Raw genomic sequence first — 18,357 nt, 5'->3', positions numbered from 1 at the left:
TTTTAAAATGATTGGAGAAATGTTTGAAGCGATATCTTGAAGCAAGAAGCATAAATTTGCTTCTTGCATTTAAATTTACTTGCCAAAAACTCTGGCAAAAATTCTATCTACATTTTTAGTGTAGTAGTTGTAGTCAAAGCACTCTTTGATCTCATCTTTGCTAAGGCTCTTAGTTAGGTCCTCGTCGTTTAGCAAATTTTGCAAAAATAGGCTGTGGCCTTGCTCGTCGATCGCTTTTTTGCCCTCTTGCAAGTCTGCCCAGACCTTCATAGCATTGCGCTGAACGATCTTGTAGGCATCCTCTCTAGAAATTCCACGCTGTGGCAGCTGCAAAAGTACGCGCTGTGAAAAGACTAGTCCGCCTGTTAAATTTAAATTTTTCATCATATTTTCTGGATAGACGACTAAATTTGCTATCAAATTTTTGATGCGAACCAGCATAAAATCAGCCGTGATAAACATATCTGGCAGGATAAATCTCTCAACCGAGCTGTGGCTGATATCGCGCTCGTGCCAAAGTGCGACATTTTCAAGCGCTGGCGTGACGTATGAGCGTAGCACCCTGCAAAGGCCGGTGATATTTTCGCTAAGGACTGGATTGCGTTTGTGTGGCATCGCGCTTGAGCCCTTTTGTCCTGGGCTAAAGTACTCCTCTGCCTCATAAACCTCGGTCCTTTGGTAGTGTCTAATGGCAACTGCGATCTTCTCACAAGTAGAGGCTAGAACTGCGATGGCGCTTACCACATGGGCATAGCGGTCGCGTTGGATCACTTGATTTGACGCTGGGGCAGCTTTTAGGCCAAGCTCTTCGCATGTTAGCTCTTCAAATTCCATCGGAGCGTGGGCTAAATTTCCCATAGCGCCTGAGAGTTTGCCGTAGCTGATAGTATCTTTTGCATCTTTGATGAGCTTTAGCGCCCTTGCAATCTCGTCGTACCAGATGGCAAGCACAAGGCCAAAAGTTATCGGTTCGCCGTGGATGCCGTGGCTTCTGCCAACCATGAGCGTATGCTTGTGCTCGTTTGCTCTATTTTTGACTGCCTGCATAAACTCCTCTATGTCGCTGATGATAAGCTCTAGGCTCTCTTTCATTTGAAGCGCAACAGCTGTGTCGATGCAGTCGCTTGATGTCATGCCGTAGTGAACAAACCTGCTCTCCTCGCCAAGGCTTTCGCTGACGCTTGTTAGAAATGCGATGACGTCGTGCTTTGTCGTCTTTTCTATCTCGTCGATGCGAGCCACTTCAAATTTAGCATTTTTGCAAATTTTCTCGCAGTCGCCGTCGCTTATAAAGCCAAGCTTATTCCAAGCTTTAACGGCAGCTTTTTCTACCTTGAGCCAAGCGTCGTATTTTGCTTGTATGCTCCACTTATCAGCCATCTCTTTGCGCGAGTATCTTTCGACCATTGTTGAACCTTTTTGTATTAGTTTTCTTTGTCATAAAAGTAAATTTTAGCCTTGAAAGCTAAAAATCACATAGTATAATTTTATAAAATTTAAGTTTGGATTATATAAAATCCGTGCTGAAATGTCGGTTATACGCTTATAAATTTGTGCTTAAGATAGCTCACTCTTTTTTAAAAGGATTACCTTGCCCTACGTAAATAAATTTATTGCCACTGCAAACAAACAAAAAGCGTATGAAATTTTAATGAAAACTGGCTTTAGCATGAGAAAAGCGCAACGCCTCATAGATAAAGGTAGGCTGATATGTGGTGGTAGTGTCGTGAGTGAGAAAAATGCCATTTTGTGTGGTAATATTTTTTTAATCGACTATGAGGCGGAGCCAAAGGGACTTAAACCGATCTTTGAGTGTGAGAGCTTTGCTGTATTTGACAAACCAAGCGGAGTGCTAAGCCATCCAAATGGCAGACACTGTGAGTACTCACTAAATGATGAAATTTATACACTTTTTGGACGAGATGCGAGCGTGGCGCATAGGCTAGACTTTGAGACGAGTGGCGTGATAGTCGTTGGAAAAGACAGAAATTCTACGATAAAACTAAAGAAAATTTTTGAAAACAGAGAGGTTTCTAAAAGCTACGTCGCGATGGTACAAGGCAAGATCGAGCGAGAATTTATGATCGATGCCAAGATGGATCTAGCAAACAACTACGACGATGTGAAAATGCGAATGCAAATTTGCGAAAATGGCAAGCGTGCTGTGACTAAAATTTTGCCGATAAGATATTTTGACAATATCAATACAACTTTGGTGCGAGCCATCCCGCTCACTGGCAGGCAGCATCAAATTCGCTTACATTTGTTTCATGTGAAACACAAGATACTTGGCGAACCACTTTATGGTTTGTCACGTCCGCAGATCGAGAAAATTTTAGATAAAGAGATGAGCGAGCGTGAACGGATAAATTTAACTGGAGCAAAAAGGCTCTTGCTTCACTCGGACGAGATTTCTTTTAAATTTGATGAAATTTTTTATAACATAAAAAGTAAATTTGACGCTGAAAGCGAATTTTATAGATTTGCAAAAGAAGGTTTACTTTAGTCTAAAATTTTTTAATAAATTTCTATTTCTCATAAACCCTTACCTACGTTTTGCCAAAGTTTATCACTTTTAGATACCACAATGATAATTTTATAGTTTATGCAATTAACACTCCATTTTATTTCTTTATGAGAGCTAGATTTTATCTTGATGTTAAGACTCAGAATTTATACCTATCTTTTTCATCTTTTAAAACTTTTAAAATAAGTCCTAATCCGAGTAAAACCACCACAGCAACAAAGACTATTTCGGCTATATCAAGTGCACTCATTTTAACTCACACTGGCTTTACTATTATCTTCAAGCGACTGTCTTTTTAAATTTTTATCACTGGCAATGGTTTTAAATTTTGTATTTTCATTGCGTTGTTTTAACTGTCCACAAGCTGCACTTATATCAAGTCCTTTACTCTGTCTAATCGTGCAAGTAACGCCATGATCTCTTAGATATTCTTGAAATTTTAGCATGCTGGTAAGCTCGGGTCGTCCAAATTCACTGCCTTCATGCGGGTTAAAATAGATCAAATTTACCTTTGCCTTGATACCATGCAGCAGTTTTACCAGCTTTTTTGCATCACTAACGCTGTCATTTAGATCTTTGATAACAAGGTATTCAAACATCACGCGTTTGCGCATATCGATAGGGAATCCCCTAACAGCATCCATAACAGCCTCGATATTATACGCCTTATTTATCGGCATCAGACGGCTTCTAAGCTCATTAGTAACAGCATGAAGCGATATGGCTAATAACACACCAATATCCATCTCGCCAAGCTTTTTTATCTGGCTGCCAAGTCCGCTAGTTGAAACGGTTTGACGACGCGGCGATATGGCTAGACCCTCGTTAAGTGCTAAAATTTTGATCGCTTTACTAACGTTAGCAAGATTATCAAGTGGCTCACCCATACCCATATAAACGACATTTATGCGTCTTTCATAAGGTATCTTATTCTCTCTTTTTATCCATAAAATTTGCCCTACGATCTCACCGGCAGTCAAATTTCTAACAAGTCCACCCTTTGCTGTTAGACAAAAAGCACATCCCATTTTACAGCCAACCTGCGAACTAACACAAACCGTATAACGAGCATGGCGACTGACCTTTCCATTCTCATCACTAATCTCCTCTTTCATCGGGAGTAAGACACTCTCTATCTTTAGCCCATCTTTTAGCTCAAAAAGATACTTGATCGAACCATCACTACTTTGCTCAAATTTTACACATTTTAAAGGATCGATATAAAATTTTTCAGCCAGATCTTGACGCATATCTTTAGGCAAATTTAGCATTTGGCTAAATTCGGTTGCATTTTTTTTATATATCCACTCGTAGATTTGTGTTGCTCTAAATGGTGGAGAAACTAACTCTTTTAGCTCATCAATACTAAGATCAAGCAAATTTATCACATATTTTCCTTTATATATTTTGTTAGAATTTTCTTGGCCTCTGCGTGATTTTTTATAAAATCAGCATGTGCATTTTTATCACAAAAATTTGTCGCTACAAAAATTCCATAAGCTGGAATTTTAAAAATTTGAGCTACTCTTAGAACAGAAAAAAACTCCATATTTTCTAAAAAATAGCCTTTTTCAAATATCTTATGAGCCAAATTTTTGTCTGTCGTTATGAAATTTGACGAATTTATTTTGATAGTTCCACGTGAAACGATAGAAGAAATTTCACACTCAATCGGTGAATAAGATCTATTTTCTACGCTAGAAATTTCAATATTTGCCCCAACTGAGCTTTCATAAATTTGTAAAATTTCACCATCTTTATAAAGACCTGCCGAGCCAACGAAAACTATTTTTTCTGGCATCTTATATAAATTTCGTTCAGGATTTTTTGACAAATTTTGACTTAGATCTTTTAGCTCTGGATTTGATGAGTTTGCAAATTTAGCTTCGATCTTTGCAAAATAGTGCGGATCGATATTTTTTAAATTTATACCATTTTCATCCGCTCCAATACATGCTCGTTTCTGCAAAAATTTTGTCAAATTTATCGCCATATCAAGTAGGCCCACACCCATTGGCAAAGCAAAGTCAAAAATTTCGTTTTTTCCAGCAGAGATAACTAACATTAGAGCCTAACCTCAACGCCATTTGCCTTGAGATACTCTTTTAGTTTTTTTATCTCGATTTCGCCAAAGTGAAATATCGAAGCAGCTAAACACGCATCAGCCCCGGCTTCAAAAGCATCTTTAAAATGCTCCATCTTACCAGCGCCACCACTTGCGATAGTTGGTATAGAAAGCATGCTAAATACCTTTGTTAGCTCAAGGTTAAAACCTTGTTTGACGCCATCGTTATCCATAGACGTTAGCAATATCTCCCCTGCTCCACGCGACTCAACCTCTTTTGCCCAGGTAAAGGCATCTTTTTTGGTATCGACCCTGCCACCATTTATAAAAACACTATAACCATTTTCAATCTTTTTAGCATCGATCGCAATTACGACACATTGCGAGCCAAATTTCTTAGCTGCCTCATCAATCAAATTTGGCTCTTGTATAGCTGATGAATTTAGGCTTACTTTATCGCAGCCAGCATTTAAAAGGCGAGAGATATCATCGATCGTGCGTATGCCTCCACCAACTGTTAGTGGGATAAAAAGCTTACTTGCGACCTTTTTTACGACATCAACTATCGTATCACGCCCAAGATGAGAGGCAGTGATATCTAAAAAACAAAGCTCATCAGCACCCTCGTCATTGTATCTTTTAGCTATTTCGACAGGATCTCCAGCATCGACAAGTCCTACGAAATTTACACCCTTTACGACTCTGCCATCTTTTACATCAAGGCATGGGATTATGCGTTTTGCAAAATGATTCAAATCTGTCCTTTATCTATTTTTCTAGCAGCTACCTCAAAATATGGCAAATTAGACCAATTTTCTCGGTTACCAACTATATAAATAACCTCTTTTGCTCTTGTTAGTGCTACATTTAGTAAATTTGGCGTACTAGCAGCCCATGCTCTAGCACCTTTTGTAGCGCCGCCAAGAATAAAGATAACAACATCAGCTTCTTTGCCTTGCATGGTGTGAATGGTACCAGCCCCTTTTAAATTTTTACAAACATCTTTAAAAGGTGTTATTATTTTAACACTATCTTTTAGCTTGGCTAACTTACCATTTAAAAGCTCTTTAACGATCATGCCTTCAGCTTTATTATAATTACCTATCCATTCATCACTACTAACGTCAATCCATTCTGTTTTGATGTTAGGATCACTAAGTTTACTTTTACTGCCTCTACCAAGTATCATCATATCATCATATGTTGTCTCGTTTGAAATTTTAAACATAGGGTTGGCACACCTTCTATGAACGATAAGTGGCGAACCAACCCAAATGGACTTACCCTCTCCTTTTATATATGTACCAATATTTTGTACTTTATCAGCTAGAAGTTGAACTGATGATTTTAGTAGATTAAACTCATCCTTTGCATCGCAGTAGCGTAAAATAGCATTATTTAAAGCTAGCGGTAATGTTACAACGGGCTCAAGTTGAAGTGGATCGCCAACTACAACAGCCAAGTTTGAACGAAGCAATGCGCCTAATGCGTTAGTTAAATTTGCCTGCCCTGCTTCATCTATTAAGAGCAAACCTATATCGCCATTTAGTAGCTCTTTAAAGGTATTATTAAAAGATATGAAAGTAGAACTAACAACTGGCGTTAGTAAGAACAATCCTTTTATTATTTCACGTCTATCTTTAGCCTCAAGCCCATTTTTCTCAGCCATTTTTTCATCATTAAATATAACACTAAGAGCTCGTAAATTTGTTCTAACAGCTTCTTTGCAAGCAAAGATAGTGGCTTTATGCAGATTAAGCGCTTCTTTAAAAAGCTTGATTCTTGCGTTAAAAAGCTTTGTCTTATGAAATTTCTCATCAAGGCCAAGCTCCATCATAAATGGCATACTCTTTTGTATTTCTTCATTACTCTGATTAAAACTACCATTTAAAAAGCTATCAAGCTCTTCACTTCTGCCAATTAATTTTTGACGTCTAACAAAGTCATCATTAAGCTTGTTGAGATAGTCTATCTTGGTGTTAAGTTCTAAAATTTTCTCTTCAAGCTGAGTTATTTGAGCTTTTAGTTCGTTTAATTTTGCTTCATTCTTCTCTTTATTTTCACTATTTTGCTTGTTTGCTTTCAAATTTTGCTCAGCTATTTGACGATTTATCTCACTAACTTTTTGCGCTTCGTTGTTATATTTTTCAAAAGCTTGTGTCCTTAAAATTTGCTGGAAAATAAAAAATGATGGCTTTACAGGCGCACTTAGATACTCTTGTAAAATTTCATTTTGACCAATAAGCTTTGTTAGCTCATTAGCTTCAGCCACCTTTTGCTCTAGCTCATTTTTGCTCAAATCTAGCTCATCTATTAGTGGTTTTAAAAGCTCGTCTATTTGCCTTGCTGAATTATAGTTATCAAGTCTTTTATCGATATTTATAAGCTCGCTATTTATACTTTTTAGCTCCTCTTCTTTGATCCTGATCTCGCTAAAAAGTAGGTTTACTTCGTGTAGGGCTTGATTAAATTTCTCCTTTGCCTCGTCGTAATCATCAACTCCTTCGCCGGTAGCCAAGTATTTGCCAAGCCCCATCAAAAAGCCATCTTGTTCTATAAATTCTTTAAATTCTTTTGAAATGTCTTCAAACTGACTATGCGTTTTTTCGATCTTTACGCCATTAATCGCGTTAAAAACAAAATTTGACTTATTTTGCTTTGAGCCAAGAGGTATGCAAAAAAGCCCCCATGCAGGTTTTGAGATAAAAGATTTTTCTCCAAAATTTGTCTTTTCATCGGCTGAGAGAAGCCTTGTAGCTATAAATTTAAAATAATCAATCTCACCTGCATAACTACCGATACTTTTTAGCTGGCTAAGCTCTTTACTTAAAATTTCAACCGCACCGTTATTACAAGAGCTAACAACCATCTCATAGCCCTGAAGTTCTTTATTTAGAGTGAAATAAAGCACCTTATCGCTACTATCTCGAACTGGTGCAAAGATATCATGTCTACTCATTTGTGCGAGCTTCATCGCTCTAAGCATAACAACTTCGGCCATTACGTCTTTTAAAAGCGTTGTTTTGCCAGTGCCTGGAGCACCATTTACACTATAAATTCCACCACTTTTTTCTTTAAATTTTTTAATGATGTTATTAACAGCAATTTGCTGCGAGAAATTTAAAGCAAAGTCGCTAGCAAAGGCCGATCTTGGATACTCTTCTGCTTTAAAAAAATCTCTAACAAGCCTTTTATTTTGCTCATCTCTTACATCAAGTCTTTCAAATTTATTCTCACTGCCCTCGTCCAAAAACTGATCCGTCAGCTCGTGCGTCCTGCCTGACTCGTAAAATTTTATAAGCAAATTTATATCATCTATAAAAAAGCTATTTAAAAGGCTATCATTTTCTTTAAAATTTGGATTTACGATCTTTATTTCAAGCCTTAAGAAATCGTTACAAAATGGTGTTTTAAGTGCACTTTTTAGCTCATCATTTATAACCTTTATATATTTGCCAAATTCCATTTTTTCTTTATAGATAGATAGCTTGTCTTTTATACGCTCACATTCTTTGCTAAAGTCACTTTGGCTTATCTCTTTTAGATGATCTAGGCGAGCCATTGCCCAAGGAGCTGTTGAGATGAAAAGATCATCAGACGAGTTTGGTGTAAAAAATAGAGTTAAATTATCATCTAAATTTACATCTTTTAAAGCAAAATTTTGATCATCTTTACAAAATACCAAATCACCAGCGAGTTTAAGCTTATAACAAAATGCCTTATCAAAGCTCGTTTTCTCAGATCGCAGCTCATCCAAAATTTGCTCTTTTTCAAATTTCACCTTTGCAAGCTTTGAGATATAAATGGCAAGCAAGTCAGTCTCAAAAATACCGCCATAAATAGAAATTTCTATGCCATTTTTTAAAAGTGAGCTATCAAATGCCCTTAAAATTTGTAGAAATTTCTCATCAAAATTTGCGATCTCAAGGTCTATTGATTTTTTAAACTTGGTATTTGTCTTTTTTGGCTCGTCTAAGGTTTTTGGCTCTAAATATTGTGATAATAAAAAGTATTTTAAGGTATTTGCCTTGCTCAAATTTATGCCTTATTTCGTTATTGTTTAGTGATTATAATCCATTTTATATATGATTAAACTAAACTTGTAATCATTGTATAAGTAATTTTTGGCTAATATCGCGACTATGATAAAGGCAAAAAAGCACTTTGGACAGAATTTTTTACAAGACAAAGCAACACTAGATAAGATCATCCAAGCGATACCCAATGATGTAGCAAACGTCGTTGAGATTGGGCCTGGCTTAGGTGATTTGACATTTAGACTTTTGCAAATTTATAAGACAACCTGTTTTGAGATAGATTGTGAGCTGTTTCAAATTTTAAAGGCCAAATTTGCAAATGAGATCCAAAATGGACAATTAAAACTTTTTTGTAAAGATGCTTTAGAGCAGTGGCAGCAAGAGGGCGGACTAAGTAGCCAGAACTACTTTTTAGTCGCAAATTTACCCTATTACGTTGCTACGAAGATGATCCTAAATGCGATAGGTGACGAAAAATGCCTTGGGCTTATCGTGATGATACAAAAAGAGGTTGCTCTTAAATTTAGTGCAAAGAGCAAGGATAAAGAATTTAGCTCTTTATCGATCCTCGCTTCACTTCAAGGCAGGTGTGAGCTTTTGTTTGACGTGGATGCAAAGCTTTTTAATCCACCTCCAAAGGTCACATCTTCAGTCATCAAACTACAAAAAACAAAAAAGATTTTTGGTAAAGACGGGATTTTCAAAGATGCAAAACAATACGAGGCTTTTAAAGTATTTTTAAGAGCTGCATTTGCTTCGCCAAGAAAGACGCTTTTGAAAAATTTATCCACAAATTTTGACAAAAATGCGTTAGAAGAAATTTTTGAAAGCCTAGCTTTAAACCAAAATTTACGTCCACACGAGCTAGATGTCGATTCTTATCTAAAAGTATTTGAAAGATTAAAGGAAGATAATGAACGACAAAAACGAAGAGAAAGTTGTAACTAACCAAAGCAAAAACAACAAAAGACGAAGATTTAGACCAAAAAATAAACCAAAACAAGATGGCGAAGCTACCGAGCAAGCTTCACTAGCAAGCAAAAGCGTAATAGATAATTTCTTTGCAGCAGAGCAAGCTGAAACTGAAACGCACGCCGAGCCAAAGAGCCAAAATTCTCGCCCAAAAAAGCCAAGAAATAACAAAAATCAAAATAAAAATGGCGAAAACAATAAGCCAAAAGAGCAAAAACAAGAACCACAAGAAACAAAAACCAAAGCACAAGAACAAAAAGAAAAGCCAAAAAAGGCTAAAAAGCCAAAGAAAAATTTACCTGCAAAACTAAATGGTAATGAGCAATGGCAGCAAGATATCGCAAGTGCAATGGTGGCAAACAAGGCCGTTCACGAGCTTCGTCTGGAGCCGATGAAGTATCTAAACTCAAGCGAACATAAAATTCGTATAACGCCACTTGGCGGTCTTGGTGAGATCGGCGGAAATATGACGATATTTGAGACCGATACGAGCGCGATCATCGTCGATATAGGCATGAGCTTTCCAAGCGAGAGTATGCACGGCGTGGATATCCTCATCCCAGACTTTGACTACGTTAGAAAAATAAAAGATAAAATAAAAGGTGTCATCATCACTCACGCGCATGAGGATCACATCGGTGCAGTGCCCTACTTTTATAAAGAGTTTAAATTTCCGATTTACGCCACACCTTTGCCACTTGGTATGATAAACAATAAATTTGAAGAGCACGGACTAAAACAAGAGCGCTCGCTCTTTAGATCAGTCGAAAAAAGAAAGCCATATCTCATAGGTGACTTTGAAGTCGAGTGGATACATATAACGCACTCTATCATCGACGCCTCTGCTCTTGCGATCACGACAAAGGCGGGCACCATCATCCACACAGGCGATTTTAAGATCGACCACACGCCGATCGACGGCTATCCAACTGACCTTGGCAGACTAGCATACTACGGCGAAAGAGGTGTATTATGTCTAATGAGCGATAGCACGAACAGCTACCGCGAAGGATTTACCAAAAGCGAAAGCAGTGTTGGCAAGACCTTTGATGCGATATTCTCAAAGGCCAAAGGCCGCGTCATTATGAGCACATTTAGTTCAAACATACACCGCGTCTATCAAGCGATCGAGTGGGGGCTAAAATACAACCGCAAAGTCTGTGTCATCGGTAGATCAATGGAGAGAAATTTGTATACTGCAATGGAGCTTGGCTATATCAAACTTGATAAGAAAATTTTTATTGACGCAAATGAGGTTGGCAAATTTAAAGATGACGAGGTGTTAATCGTAACAACAGGGAGCCAAGGTGAGACCATGAGCGCGCTATACCGAATGGCTACAGATGAGCACAAATACATCAAAATAAAGCCGACCGATCAGATAATAATCAGCTCAAAAGCGATCCCTGGTAACGAAAATAGTGTCTCAACGGTGCTAAATTTCCTTATCAAATCAGGTGCAAGTGTTGCCTACCAAGACTTTAGTGAGATCCACGTCAGCGGCCACGCAGCACAAGAAGAGCAAAAGCTGATGCTACGTCTTATAAAACCAAAATTTTTCTTACCAGTTCACGGCGAGTACAATCACATCGCAAAACACAAAGAAACAGCTGTAGCTTGCGGCGTGGACGAGCGAAATATCTATCTAATGAGTGACGGTGATCAGATGGAGATATGCCAAAAGTACCTAAAGCGTGTAAAAACAGTAAAAACAGGCAAGGTATTTATTGACAATCAAATAAATAAACAAATTTCAGATGATGTTGTCATCGATAGGCAAAATTTAGCTGAAGCAGGGGTCGTCATGATAATCGCTCAAATTTCACGTCACGGCGCAAAACTCATCAATAAGCCTCGCGTCATTAGCTACGGCCTTGTGGGCGATAAGCAAGATGGCGAGTTCAGAAAAGAGATGGAGAGCGTGCTGGAGCAATACCTAAGCAACGTTAAAGAGGAGCTTTTGAAAGACGGCAGGATGCTCGAAGGGCAGGTACGTCAGGTCATCCGAAAACACATCTTTAGAAAAGTCAAAAAATACCCGACTATCGTGCCTATTATCTATCTAATGTAAGGGGAATTTATGCAAACAATTAACCAAATCGCATCAGAAGTTTTAGAGATAGAAGCAAACGAGCTTTTAAGGCATGCTAAAAATTTAGCCATAGAAGATGCTGTAAATTTGATATTTAACGCAAAAGGCAAGGTTATAGTCACAGGCGTGGGCAAGAGCGGTCACATAGGTGCAAAGATCGCTGCCACGCTTGCAAGCACTGGCACGCCAAGCTTTTTCTTGCACCCGACAGAGGCTATGCACGGCGACCTTGGAATGATAGAAAAAGACGATGTTTTGTTAGCCATTAGCTTTAGTGGCGAGAGTGATGAGCTTATTAAAATTTTGCCTCACGTAAAGCGCTTTGGCGTAAAAATCGTCGCCATGGCAAGGAGCAAAACAAGCTCGCTTGGTAAATTTAGCGACGCATTTATTAGCATTGACGTAGAGAAAGAGGCCTGCCCGCTAAATGCTGCTCCAACAGCATCAACTACGCTAACGTTAGCTCTTGGCGATGCGTTAGCTGTTTGTTTGATGCAAAAACGAGGTTTCAAAAAAGAAGACTTTGCAAATTTTCATCCAGGTGGCAGCCTTGGCAAGAGGCTATTTCTAAAAGTAAAAGACGTAATGAGAAGCGAAAATTTACCGATAGTTCGCTGGAATGCAACCCTAAAAAGCGCGATCGATACAATGACGCATGGCAAGCTTGGCACGGTTTTAATAGTCGGTAAAGATGGCGTGCTAGACGCCCTTTTAAGTGACGGCGATCTTAGACGTGCACTTATGCGAGAGGACTTTGATCTAGACGAGCCAGCAATAAAATTTGCAACCTTACATCCAAAAGAGATAAACGACAAGGAAATGTTAGCCGTGGATGCGTTGGCTTTAATAGAAAAGTATAAAATTCAGCTTCTAGCCGTTGTAGAAAATGGCGTGCCCGTGGGCGTTTTACACATCCATGACCTTGCAAATTTAGGACTATAAAATGGAAAAAACAAGACTAAATAAATTTATCTCACACAACACAAACTACTCACGCCGTGAGGCAGATGAGCTGATAAAAGCTGGTAAGGTTAGTATAGCAGGACGTGTGGTTAGCGACCTTGCCACAAACGTGGATGAAGATGATAAAGTACGTATAAATGGGCGTTTAATAAAGCTAAAAAAGGAATTTACTGTTATCGTCTATCATAAACAAAAGGGTGAGCTAGTTAGTAAAAAAGATGACCGTGGACGAAAGACGATCTATGATACGCTAGATAAGAAATTTGCAAAATTTGTTAGCGTAGGGCGCTTAGACTATGCAAGTGAGGGGCTACTTTTACTAACTGACGCCCCAGCGATCGCCACAGCACTCATGAATAGCGACTTAGAGCGCGAATACTATCTAAAAGTAAAAGGCGAGGTAACAAAAGAGGTAATTGAGGCGATGATAAATGGCTTTTTTGCCAAGGATGCCACAAAAGGCGCACACGCAAAAACTACTATAAAATCAATGGAATTTAAGCCATTTCTAGCCTATAAGGTCTTTGGCTCAAGCGGCGGCTATACAAAACTAAAGGTCATCATCAACGAGGGGCAAAACAGGGAGCTTCGCCGCTTCTTTGGCTACTTTGACCTTGAAGTAATGGACCTAAAACGTGTTAGCTTTGGGCGCGTTAGCCTTGATATGCTAAAGCCTGGCAAATGGCGCTACTTCGAAAACAGCGAATACGAAGATCTAAGAGACTTTTTAAAGGTTAATAACGTTAGATACTAAATTTGGCTTATTCCTCTAATAAAAGAAGACAAGCTAAACCAAAATAACAACAAATTTACAAAAATGGAGAAAAAGGCTGTTCTTTTATCCATTGTTTTACTAGCTACCAGTTTTTGTAAGGATCTTTATTGAGCTTAGACTTGAAGCTCAATAAAGGTAACTTATGATAAAGCAACTAAGCAATAACAAAATGTTTATGACAGTGGGAATATTGATTGTTGCTTTAATTTAGGAGTTATGTATGAAAATGAACAAGGGTTAAGACAAAATATCGCACCGCAAAAGAATATTTTGGAAAAGCATGTGATTTAGGAGATCAAAAAGGATGTGATTTTTACAAAAAACTAAACGAAAGAGGCTTTTAATACCAAAAACAACCCAGCAAGCTCTAACAAATTTAGAGCTTCATAAATTTATATCTTATTTTCTGAAAGTAGAATGTTTATGTATGGATTTAGCAACGTTTCACCGCGTGCTGCGTATAGTAAGACCTCTTTAAAATAGTTGTCGTTTATGCCATACGTGTGAAACTCGTATGCCCCTATGCCATATCCCATCGGCGTTATATCAACCCTTGAATACCAAGCATCTTGCGCTAGAATATAGCGATTCGTATCTCTTGAATAGACATATAATTTGATCTTATCTTTGCTCTTTTGCGCCATATACCAGATGAAAGAATTTGTGATGTCGTTAAAAAAGTAGATGTCGCCGTTTGGCATGATTGCCTGGGCTGTATCGTTATTATCAGCGATCAGTATCCTGCTCTCATAACATATAAATTTATTTGGCGTAAGTTGCTCGATCGGCTCTGATTTGCCATTATTTAAAACTAAAATTTTATCATCACTTATGTCGGCATTATAGGCAAGTACGGCTAAGACTAGAGCTAACAAACACAAAGAAAAAATTTGCTTTATCAAAATAAAAATCCTCTTAGCAAATAATATTTCAAGACATAAAGCGCGCAGATAAGCACGCAAACACCTAGCCAGATCGATGAAAATTTAAGCTTGTGCGAGTAGTTTGTCTTTGTGATAATCTCAACAAGATATGGCATAAGGCCGTAAAAAACGCCTAGAAACAAACTGCCCCAAATAAGATAGCCAACATAAAAATAGTCACTTTTTAGCATGCAGTATGGGCATTTGTGATTTGGCTGCTCGTAAACGTAAAGGCCAAAAAAGTAGGTAATGGCGTAGTAACTAAGCACCAAAAACAACAAATTTGCCACAAAGCTAGCCATACTTTGCTTTAAAAAATTTAGCACCAAAATGACAAAAAATAGTACGAAAAAGACGCTTACTAAGCCAAAATTTGTATAGCCAAATGGCAGCTTTGGAGCTTGAAAAGTGACAGAACAGCAAAAGACCGGCACTTTTAGTGGGATATTGTAAAAAAACGAAATTTCTATGCCAAGCTCAAGTAGTATCATGACAAAAAGGCAGATAAAAATGGCGTATTTTTTCTTTAGATAAGGGAAATTTAGAGCCTGCAAGTCAAGCTTATTTATAACCAGCCAAATGCCAAGTCCAAAGATCAGTAAAATTTTAGTGAGCATCAATATGCCACCAAATTTATTTGAGCCGATCACGCCAGCTGAACACATAGCACCAGGCACAATATCAGAGAGTTCATTTAGGCAAAGTGCAAAAAATATAAACAATACGATCTTGATACAGACGCAAAAAAGCAAGATAGTATTTACAAGATAGTTTTGTTTTTCAAGCGAGTATTGAAGCGATGTTAGTGCGTTATAGTCCCACGACCTCACGATCCTAATGACATAAAAGAGCGAAATACTCATCAAAACTAAAAGCACAAACTCCGCTAACAAAAAGGCAATAACGGCGTTTGATAAAAAGACACTCATACTATCTCTCCGTTTTGCAAGCTGACAACCCTATCTGTTGCACTTAGCTCATCAAAAATGCTATCGTGAGTAGCGACAATAACACTCTTTTTTAGAGCTTTAAAAGACTCTAGCAAGCCTAAAAATGCACGTGCGTTTTGTCTGTCTAAATTTGCCGTTGGCTCATCAGCCAAGATGATGTTAGCATCCATAGACAAAGCCCTAGCTACCGCACATCTTTGACGCTCGCCACCACTTAAATTTGATACGTTCTCATCTTTTTTATGAGCGATATTTGCGAGACTTAGAGCCTTTTTTATCATCTCATCTCGCACATTTGCCTTGAAATTTGTTAGAGCAAATGGAGCTAGTAAATTTTCATAGATACTTAGTCCCTCGATGAGGTTAAAATTTTGAAAGATAAGTCCAAGCCTTTTGTGTCTAAGCTCAGAGCAAAAGGCATCAGGCAGTTTTGCGATGTTAGTGCCATCTATCAAAATTTCTCCACTAGTTGGCTTTTGAAGTAGGGCGATAAGCGAAAGCAAGGTGCTTTTGCCGCTTCCACTAATGCCTTTTAGTATCACTAGCTCGCCGTCATTAATATCTAAATTTATATTTTTTAAAGCACAAAATTCATTTTGTTTGTTTTGGTTATAAACTAGGCTAACACCTCTTATATTTATCATTTTAGCCCCTCATTTATGTCACTACTTGCTACTCGCCATGAAGGTATGAGTACAAACGCCAAAAATGGTATCACACCAAAAACAAAGATCAAAAAGAGCTTATCAAACTCTAAAATAGGCGTGAAATTTGTAAAATTTAAAAGTTCATCGCCTAAAAATATCCCTTTTAGAAGTGGAGCATTTAATACAAAAACAAAGAGATAAGCCAGCATAACACCGAGTAAAAAAGCACTAACACTAACGATGAAATTTTGTATAAATTTTAAAAATATAATATCTTTTATACAAAAGCCAATGCTTCTTAAAATAGCTATTTCACGCTTTTTACTACCATAGGCGAGTGAAATTTGGTTTTTAAGCAAGACAAAGAATATAAGCATAACGCTAACATAAATGCTCATAAAAATTCCACCCTTATAATAGTAAAGGTGCCTAACCTTAGCCACCTCATCTTCTATACTAAGAGCGAAAGAATTTGGATATAAATTCTCTATCTTTAAAGCTACTTCACTGATCTCATCTGCGTTTGGCACCTCAACATAGAGCTTTGTATACTCTTCATCTTTTAAATTTAAGATAGCCCTTAGCGTATTTGGATGCAAAAATATAGCGTTATTTGAGATTAAACCACTTTGTGCCGGCATAGTCTTTAATATCTTTACTGGTATCATGCGCTCTTCAGTTAGAAAATTAAAGCTCTCATCGTAGTAAAGCTCATTCATCGCTGCCTTGACACCTTCTCCGACAATCATCTCATCCTCTTTTAAGCTATCATCTTCATATAGATGAAACCAAGCACGCTTTTGAACGAAGTAGTACTCTCCATCAACCACGCCTCTCACGTCTGACACGCCATCAATCTTCGAGATATCGTAGATATAGCCAGGGTGCATTAGATCATTTTTGCCAGCACGAAATGCGCTCACTACGATACTTGATCTATCTTTTACTAAATTTATAAGATCATGCTGTATCGAGCCGGAGATGAAAAGCACCGAGCTTAGCACAAAAATAATGAGTGCAAAGAGGCAAAAGCTAAAAAGGTGATCCTTTCTATCTTTAAAAAGCAGAACCACAGCGTAGTTTATAAAATTTTTACCTATCATAGACAAAGCCTTTTTGCCCCTTTTGGTTAAAACTAAAAGCAGCATTTGCTCTTGTTATCTTAGAAATTTCTCTTAGCTCATCTTGCTTTGCTTTATGATCAAAGCTAAGATAGTGTACCGCTAAAAGCGTATAAGAAAGTCCAAAAAATAACGCTAAAAAAACTAGAAATTTCACACTATTTACCGATAAAATTCTTTATCTCGTCAAATCTTATGACACCTTTGCCGGCATGATCTTTTAAAAAGCTCTCTGCCTTTGCTTCGTCTTTAAATGGGATAAACTCATCGCCCATTGGTCCGTAAACGTTTGAGCCATGAACATAAAACGCATCTTTTGCATCAAGCTTTTCTAACGTATAATAATCGCTCACATAAGCATCTTTCATTTTGCCATCCGCAAAGTAAAATTGCGCCATATCTTTTACGCCATCAAAATAATAATCCTTGCCATCTGATTTGATGAGTGTTGCCCATGGAGAATTTTTGACAAGCATGCCACATACCGCACATCTTGCACCTTTTGGTACGACTATTCTCTCAGGTTTTTTTATTTCTTGTTTAGGTTTTGAAGCTTGATTGCTAGTACCTAAATTTGCTGGAGCGTCCCATAGATACAAAGCGGCAGCTTGTAGGTGCCTATCATACTCTGGGGTTTTACTAGCCTCTTTTGAGTCGCACACTTGTTTAAGATGAGCTTTTAGCTCAGAGATAGCTTTAAAGCTTTTTGGATCTGTTTTTTCGCAGTTTGCTTCGTAAAATTCTTTACCATGCGCATAAACGCCGCCCTCGCGTTTAGCTTTTATCATTTTATTATCGCCTTCAAAATCCTGTCCAGCTATCTCGTAAGCTTTGGCAAAGTCCATTATCTCGCCGCCATTTTCTGCTTGAAATTCTTTTGCATCAGACTCGGTTGAAAAGGCGTATTTGCTATTTCTAGTCATTGTGCCTTTAACACTACTACCAACGACATAAAAGGCTTTATTTACATCGATCAAATTTAGATTTTTAGTATCGACGACCTGCGCGTCGCTTGGGATCTTGCCCTCTGTAAGCTCATATAAGCAGTGAAGTGATGCTACTTGCTTGCCGTTATATACGTGATTGGTCTTATAAAATTTAACCAAATTCATTCCACAAACGGCGCAGTACTCCTTGCCCTCACCACTTCCTACTAGTGTAGCCTTGCTAGGTTCCACGCTTTGAAACATCGGTTTCATTTTGACAGCTTGTTCATTTGCCGAAGCACCAAAAATCAAGGTCGCTAGCAGTGCTGAACCCAAGATAGAACGTAAAATCATATTAT

General features: G+C 38.0%; 16 protein-coding genes. 5 read left to right on the top strand and 11 right to left on the bottom strand.

Features of this window, described 5'->3' with window-relative positions; genetic code table 11:
• Positions 1–75 precede the first annotated feature (75 nt).
• Positions 76–1,407, bottom strand: a complete 1,332-nt coding sequence (purB, locus tag CYP51_RS09515) for an adenylosuccinate lyase (protein WP_103625243.1) — start codon at positions 1,405–1,407, stop codon at positions 76–78.
• Positions 1,408–1,591: 184 nt separating this feature from the next.
• Between purB and CYP51_RS09510 the strand changes: the two genes are divergently transcribed.
• A complete protein-coding gene (locus tag CYP51_RS09510) occupies positions 1,592–2,506 on the top strand; it encodes a pseudouridine synthase family protein (RefSeq protein WP_103625242.1) in 915 nt (304 codons plus the stop codon).
• Positions 2,507–2,778: 272 nt separating this feature from the next.
• On the opposite strand, the gene rlmN is transcribed toward CYP51_RS09510, so the two are convergent.
• Genes rlmN through CYP51_RS09490 form a run of 4 tightly spaced genes read right to left on the bottom strand, consistent with a single transcriptional unit; the run spans position 2,779 to position 8,628 of the window.
• Positions 2,779–3,915, bottom strand: a complete 1,137-nt coding sequence (gene rlmN / locus CYP51_RS09505; protein ID WP_103625241.1) for a 23S rRNA (adenine(2503)-C(2))-methyltransferase RlmN — start codon at positions 3,913–3,915, stop codon at positions 2,779–2,781.
• Complete coding sequence (locus CYP51_RS09500; RefSeq protein WP_103625240.1) at positions 3,912–4,592, bottom strand: purine-nucleoside phosphorylase; 681 nt, start codon at positions 4,590–4,592, stop codon at positions 3,912–3,914. Before CYP51_RS09500 ends, rlmN begins: the two co-directional genes overlap by 4 nt.
• A complete protein-coding gene (gene hisF / locus CYP51_RS09495; RefSeq protein ID WP_103625239.1) occupies positions 4,592–5,347 on the bottom strand; it encodes an imidazole glycerol phosphate synthase subunit HisF in 756 nt (251 codons plus the stop codon). Before hisF ends, CYP51_RS09500 begins: the two co-directional genes overlap by 1 nt.
• Positions 5,344–8,628 (bottom strand): DEAD/DEAH box helicase, encoded by a 3,285-nt coding sequence (locus CYP51_RS09490; RefSeq protein WP_103625238.1) that lies wholly within the window; start codon positions 8,626–8,628, stop codon positions 5,344–5,346. The genes hisF and CYP51_RS09490 overlap by 4 nt, the downstream gene beginning before the upstream one ends.
• Positions 8,629–8,734: 106 nt before the next feature.
• On the opposite strand from CYP51_RS09490, the gene rsmA reads away from it, so the two are divergent.
• From rsmA to CYP51_RS09465, 4 genes are read left to right on the top strand one after another with little or no spacing between them, the layout of a single operon-like run.
• The gene (gene rsmA, locus CYP51_RS09485) at positions 8,735–9,577 is read left to right on the top strand and encodes a 16S rRNA (adenine(1518)-N(6)/adenine(1519)-N(6))-dimethyltransferase RsmA (RefSeq protein WP_103625245.1); all 843 of its coding nucleotides are present in this window, start codon (positions 8,735–8,737) and stop codon (positions 9,575–9,577) included.
• Positions 9,543–11,672 carry a ribonuclease J gene (locus CYP51_RS09475; RefSeq protein WP_180997766.1) on the top strand — a complete coding sequence of 710 codons (2,130 nt, stop codon included), beginning with the start codon at positions 9,543–9,545 and terminating at the stop codon, positions 11,670–11,672. Before rsmA ends, CYP51_RS09475 begins: the two co-directional genes overlap by 35 nt.
• A 9-nt stretch (positions 11,673–11,681) precedes the next feature.
• Positions 11,682–12,635 (top strand): KpsF/GutQ family sugar-phosphate isomerase, encoded by a 954-nt coding sequence (locus CYP51_RS09470; RefSeq protein ID WP_103625235.1) that lies wholly within the window; start codon positions 11,682–11,684, stop codon positions 12,633–12,635.
• A gap of 1 nt (position 12,636) precedes the next feature.
• The gene (locus tag CYP51_RS09465; protein WP_103625234.1) at positions 12,637–13,410 is read left to right on the top strand and encodes a pseudouridine synthase; all 774 of its coding nucleotides are present in this window, start codon (positions 12,637–12,639) and stop codon (positions 13,408–13,410) included.
• A gap of 413 nt (positions 13,411–13,823) precedes the next feature.
• Here the strand turns inward: CYP51_RS09465 and CYP51_RS09455 are convergent, their stop codons facing one another.
• Genes CYP51_RS09455 through CYP51_RS09430 form a run of 6 tightly spaced genes read right to left on the bottom strand, consistent with a single transcriptional unit; the run spans position 13,824 to position 18,352 of the window.
• A complete protein-coding gene (locus CYP51_RS09455; protein ID WP_103625233.1) occupies positions 13,824–14,333 on the bottom strand; it encodes a hypothetical protein in 510 nt (169 codons plus the stop codon).
• Positions 14,330–15,283, bottom strand: a complete 954-nt coding sequence (locus CYP51_RS09450; RefSeq protein ID WP_103625232.1) for a hypothetical protein — start codon at positions 15,281–15,283, stop codon at positions 14,330–14,332. Before CYP51_RS09450 ends, CYP51_RS09455 begins: the two co-directional genes overlap by 4 nt.
• Positions 15,280–15,948 carry an ABC transporter ATP-binding protein gene (locus tag CYP51_RS09445; protein ID WP_103625231.1) on the bottom strand — a complete coding sequence of 223 codons (669 nt, stop codon included), beginning with the start codon at positions 15,946–15,948 and terminating at the stop codon, positions 15,280–15,282. The genes CYP51_RS09450 and CYP51_RS09445 overlap by 4 nt, the downstream gene beginning before the upstream one ends.
• Entirely contained in the window at positions 15,945–17,054 is a 1,110-nt protein-coding gene (locus CYP51_RS09440; protein ID WP_103625230.1) for an ABC transporter permease, read from the bottom strand. The genes CYP51_RS09445 and CYP51_RS09440 overlap by 4 nt, the downstream gene beginning before the upstream one ends.
• Positions 17,044–17,229: a hypothetical protein gene (locus CYP51_RS09435; protein ID WP_103625229.1), complete on the bottom strand. Its 186-nt coding sequence runs from the start codon at positions 17,227–17,229 to the stop codon at positions 17,044–17,046. The genes CYP51_RS09440 and CYP51_RS09435 overlap by 11 nt, the downstream gene beginning before the upstream one ends.
• A 1-nt stretch (position 17,230) precedes the next feature.
• On the bottom strand, positions 17,231–18,352 hold the full coding sequence (locus tag CYP51_RS09430; RefSeq protein WP_103625244.1) for a nitrous oxide reductase accessory protein NosL: 1,122 nt from the start codon (positions 18,350–18,352) through the stop codon (positions 17,231–17,233).
• Positions 18,353–18,357 lie beyond the last annotated feature (5 nt).

The organism is Campylobacter concisus (assembly GCF_002912895.1).
GTDB classification, from domain to species: domain Bacteria; phylum Campylobacterota; class Campylobacteria; order Campylobacterales; family Campylobacteraceae; genus Campylobacter_A; species Campylobacter_A concisus_G.
Note: the sequence above shows the minus strand (reverse complement) of the source record. Positions and strands in the feature narration are given on the sequence as shown.

Bases quoted from the DNA above. Each gene is read 5' to 3' on its own strand.
- purB (WP_103625243.1), bottom strand. From the start codon at position 1,407: ATGGTCGAAAGATACTCGCGCAAAGAGATGGCTGATAAGTGGAGCATA.
- CYP51_RS09500 (WP_103625240.1), bottom strand. From the start codon at position 4,592: ATGTTAGTTATCTCTGCTGGAAAAAACGAAATTTTTGACTTTGCTTTG.
- rsmA (WP_103625245.1), top strand. From the start codon at position 8,735: ATGATAAAGGCAAAAAAGCACTTTGGACAGAATTTTTTACAAGACAAA.
- CYP51_RS09475 (WP_180997766.1), top strand. From the start codon at position 9,543: ATGAACGACAAAAACGAAGAGAAAGTTGTAACTAACCAAAGCAAAAAC.
- CYP51_RS09470 (WP_103625235.1), top strand. From the start codon at position 11,682: ATGCAAACAATTAACCAAATCGCATCAGAAGTTTTAGAGATAGAAGCA.
- CYP51_RS09465 (WP_103625234.1), top strand. From the start codon at position 12,637: ATGGAAAAAACAAGACTAAATAAATTTATCTCACACAACACAAACTAC.
- CYP51_RS09450 (WP_103625232.1), bottom strand. From the start codon at position 15,283: ATGAGTGTCTTTTTATCAAACGCCGTTATTGCCTTTTTGTTAGCGGAG.
- CYP51_RS09445 (WP_103625231.1), bottom strand. From the start codon at position 15,948: ATGATAAATATAAGAGGTGTTAGCCTAGTTTATAACCAAAACAAACAA.
- CYP51_RS09440 (WP_103625230.1), bottom strand. From the start codon at position 17,054: ATGATAGGTAAAAATTTTATAAACTACGCTGTGGTTCTGCTTTTTAAA.
- CYP51_RS09430 (WP_103625244.1), bottom strand. From the start codon at position 18,352: ATGATTTTACGTTCTATCTTGGGTTCAGCACTGCTAGCGACCTTGATT.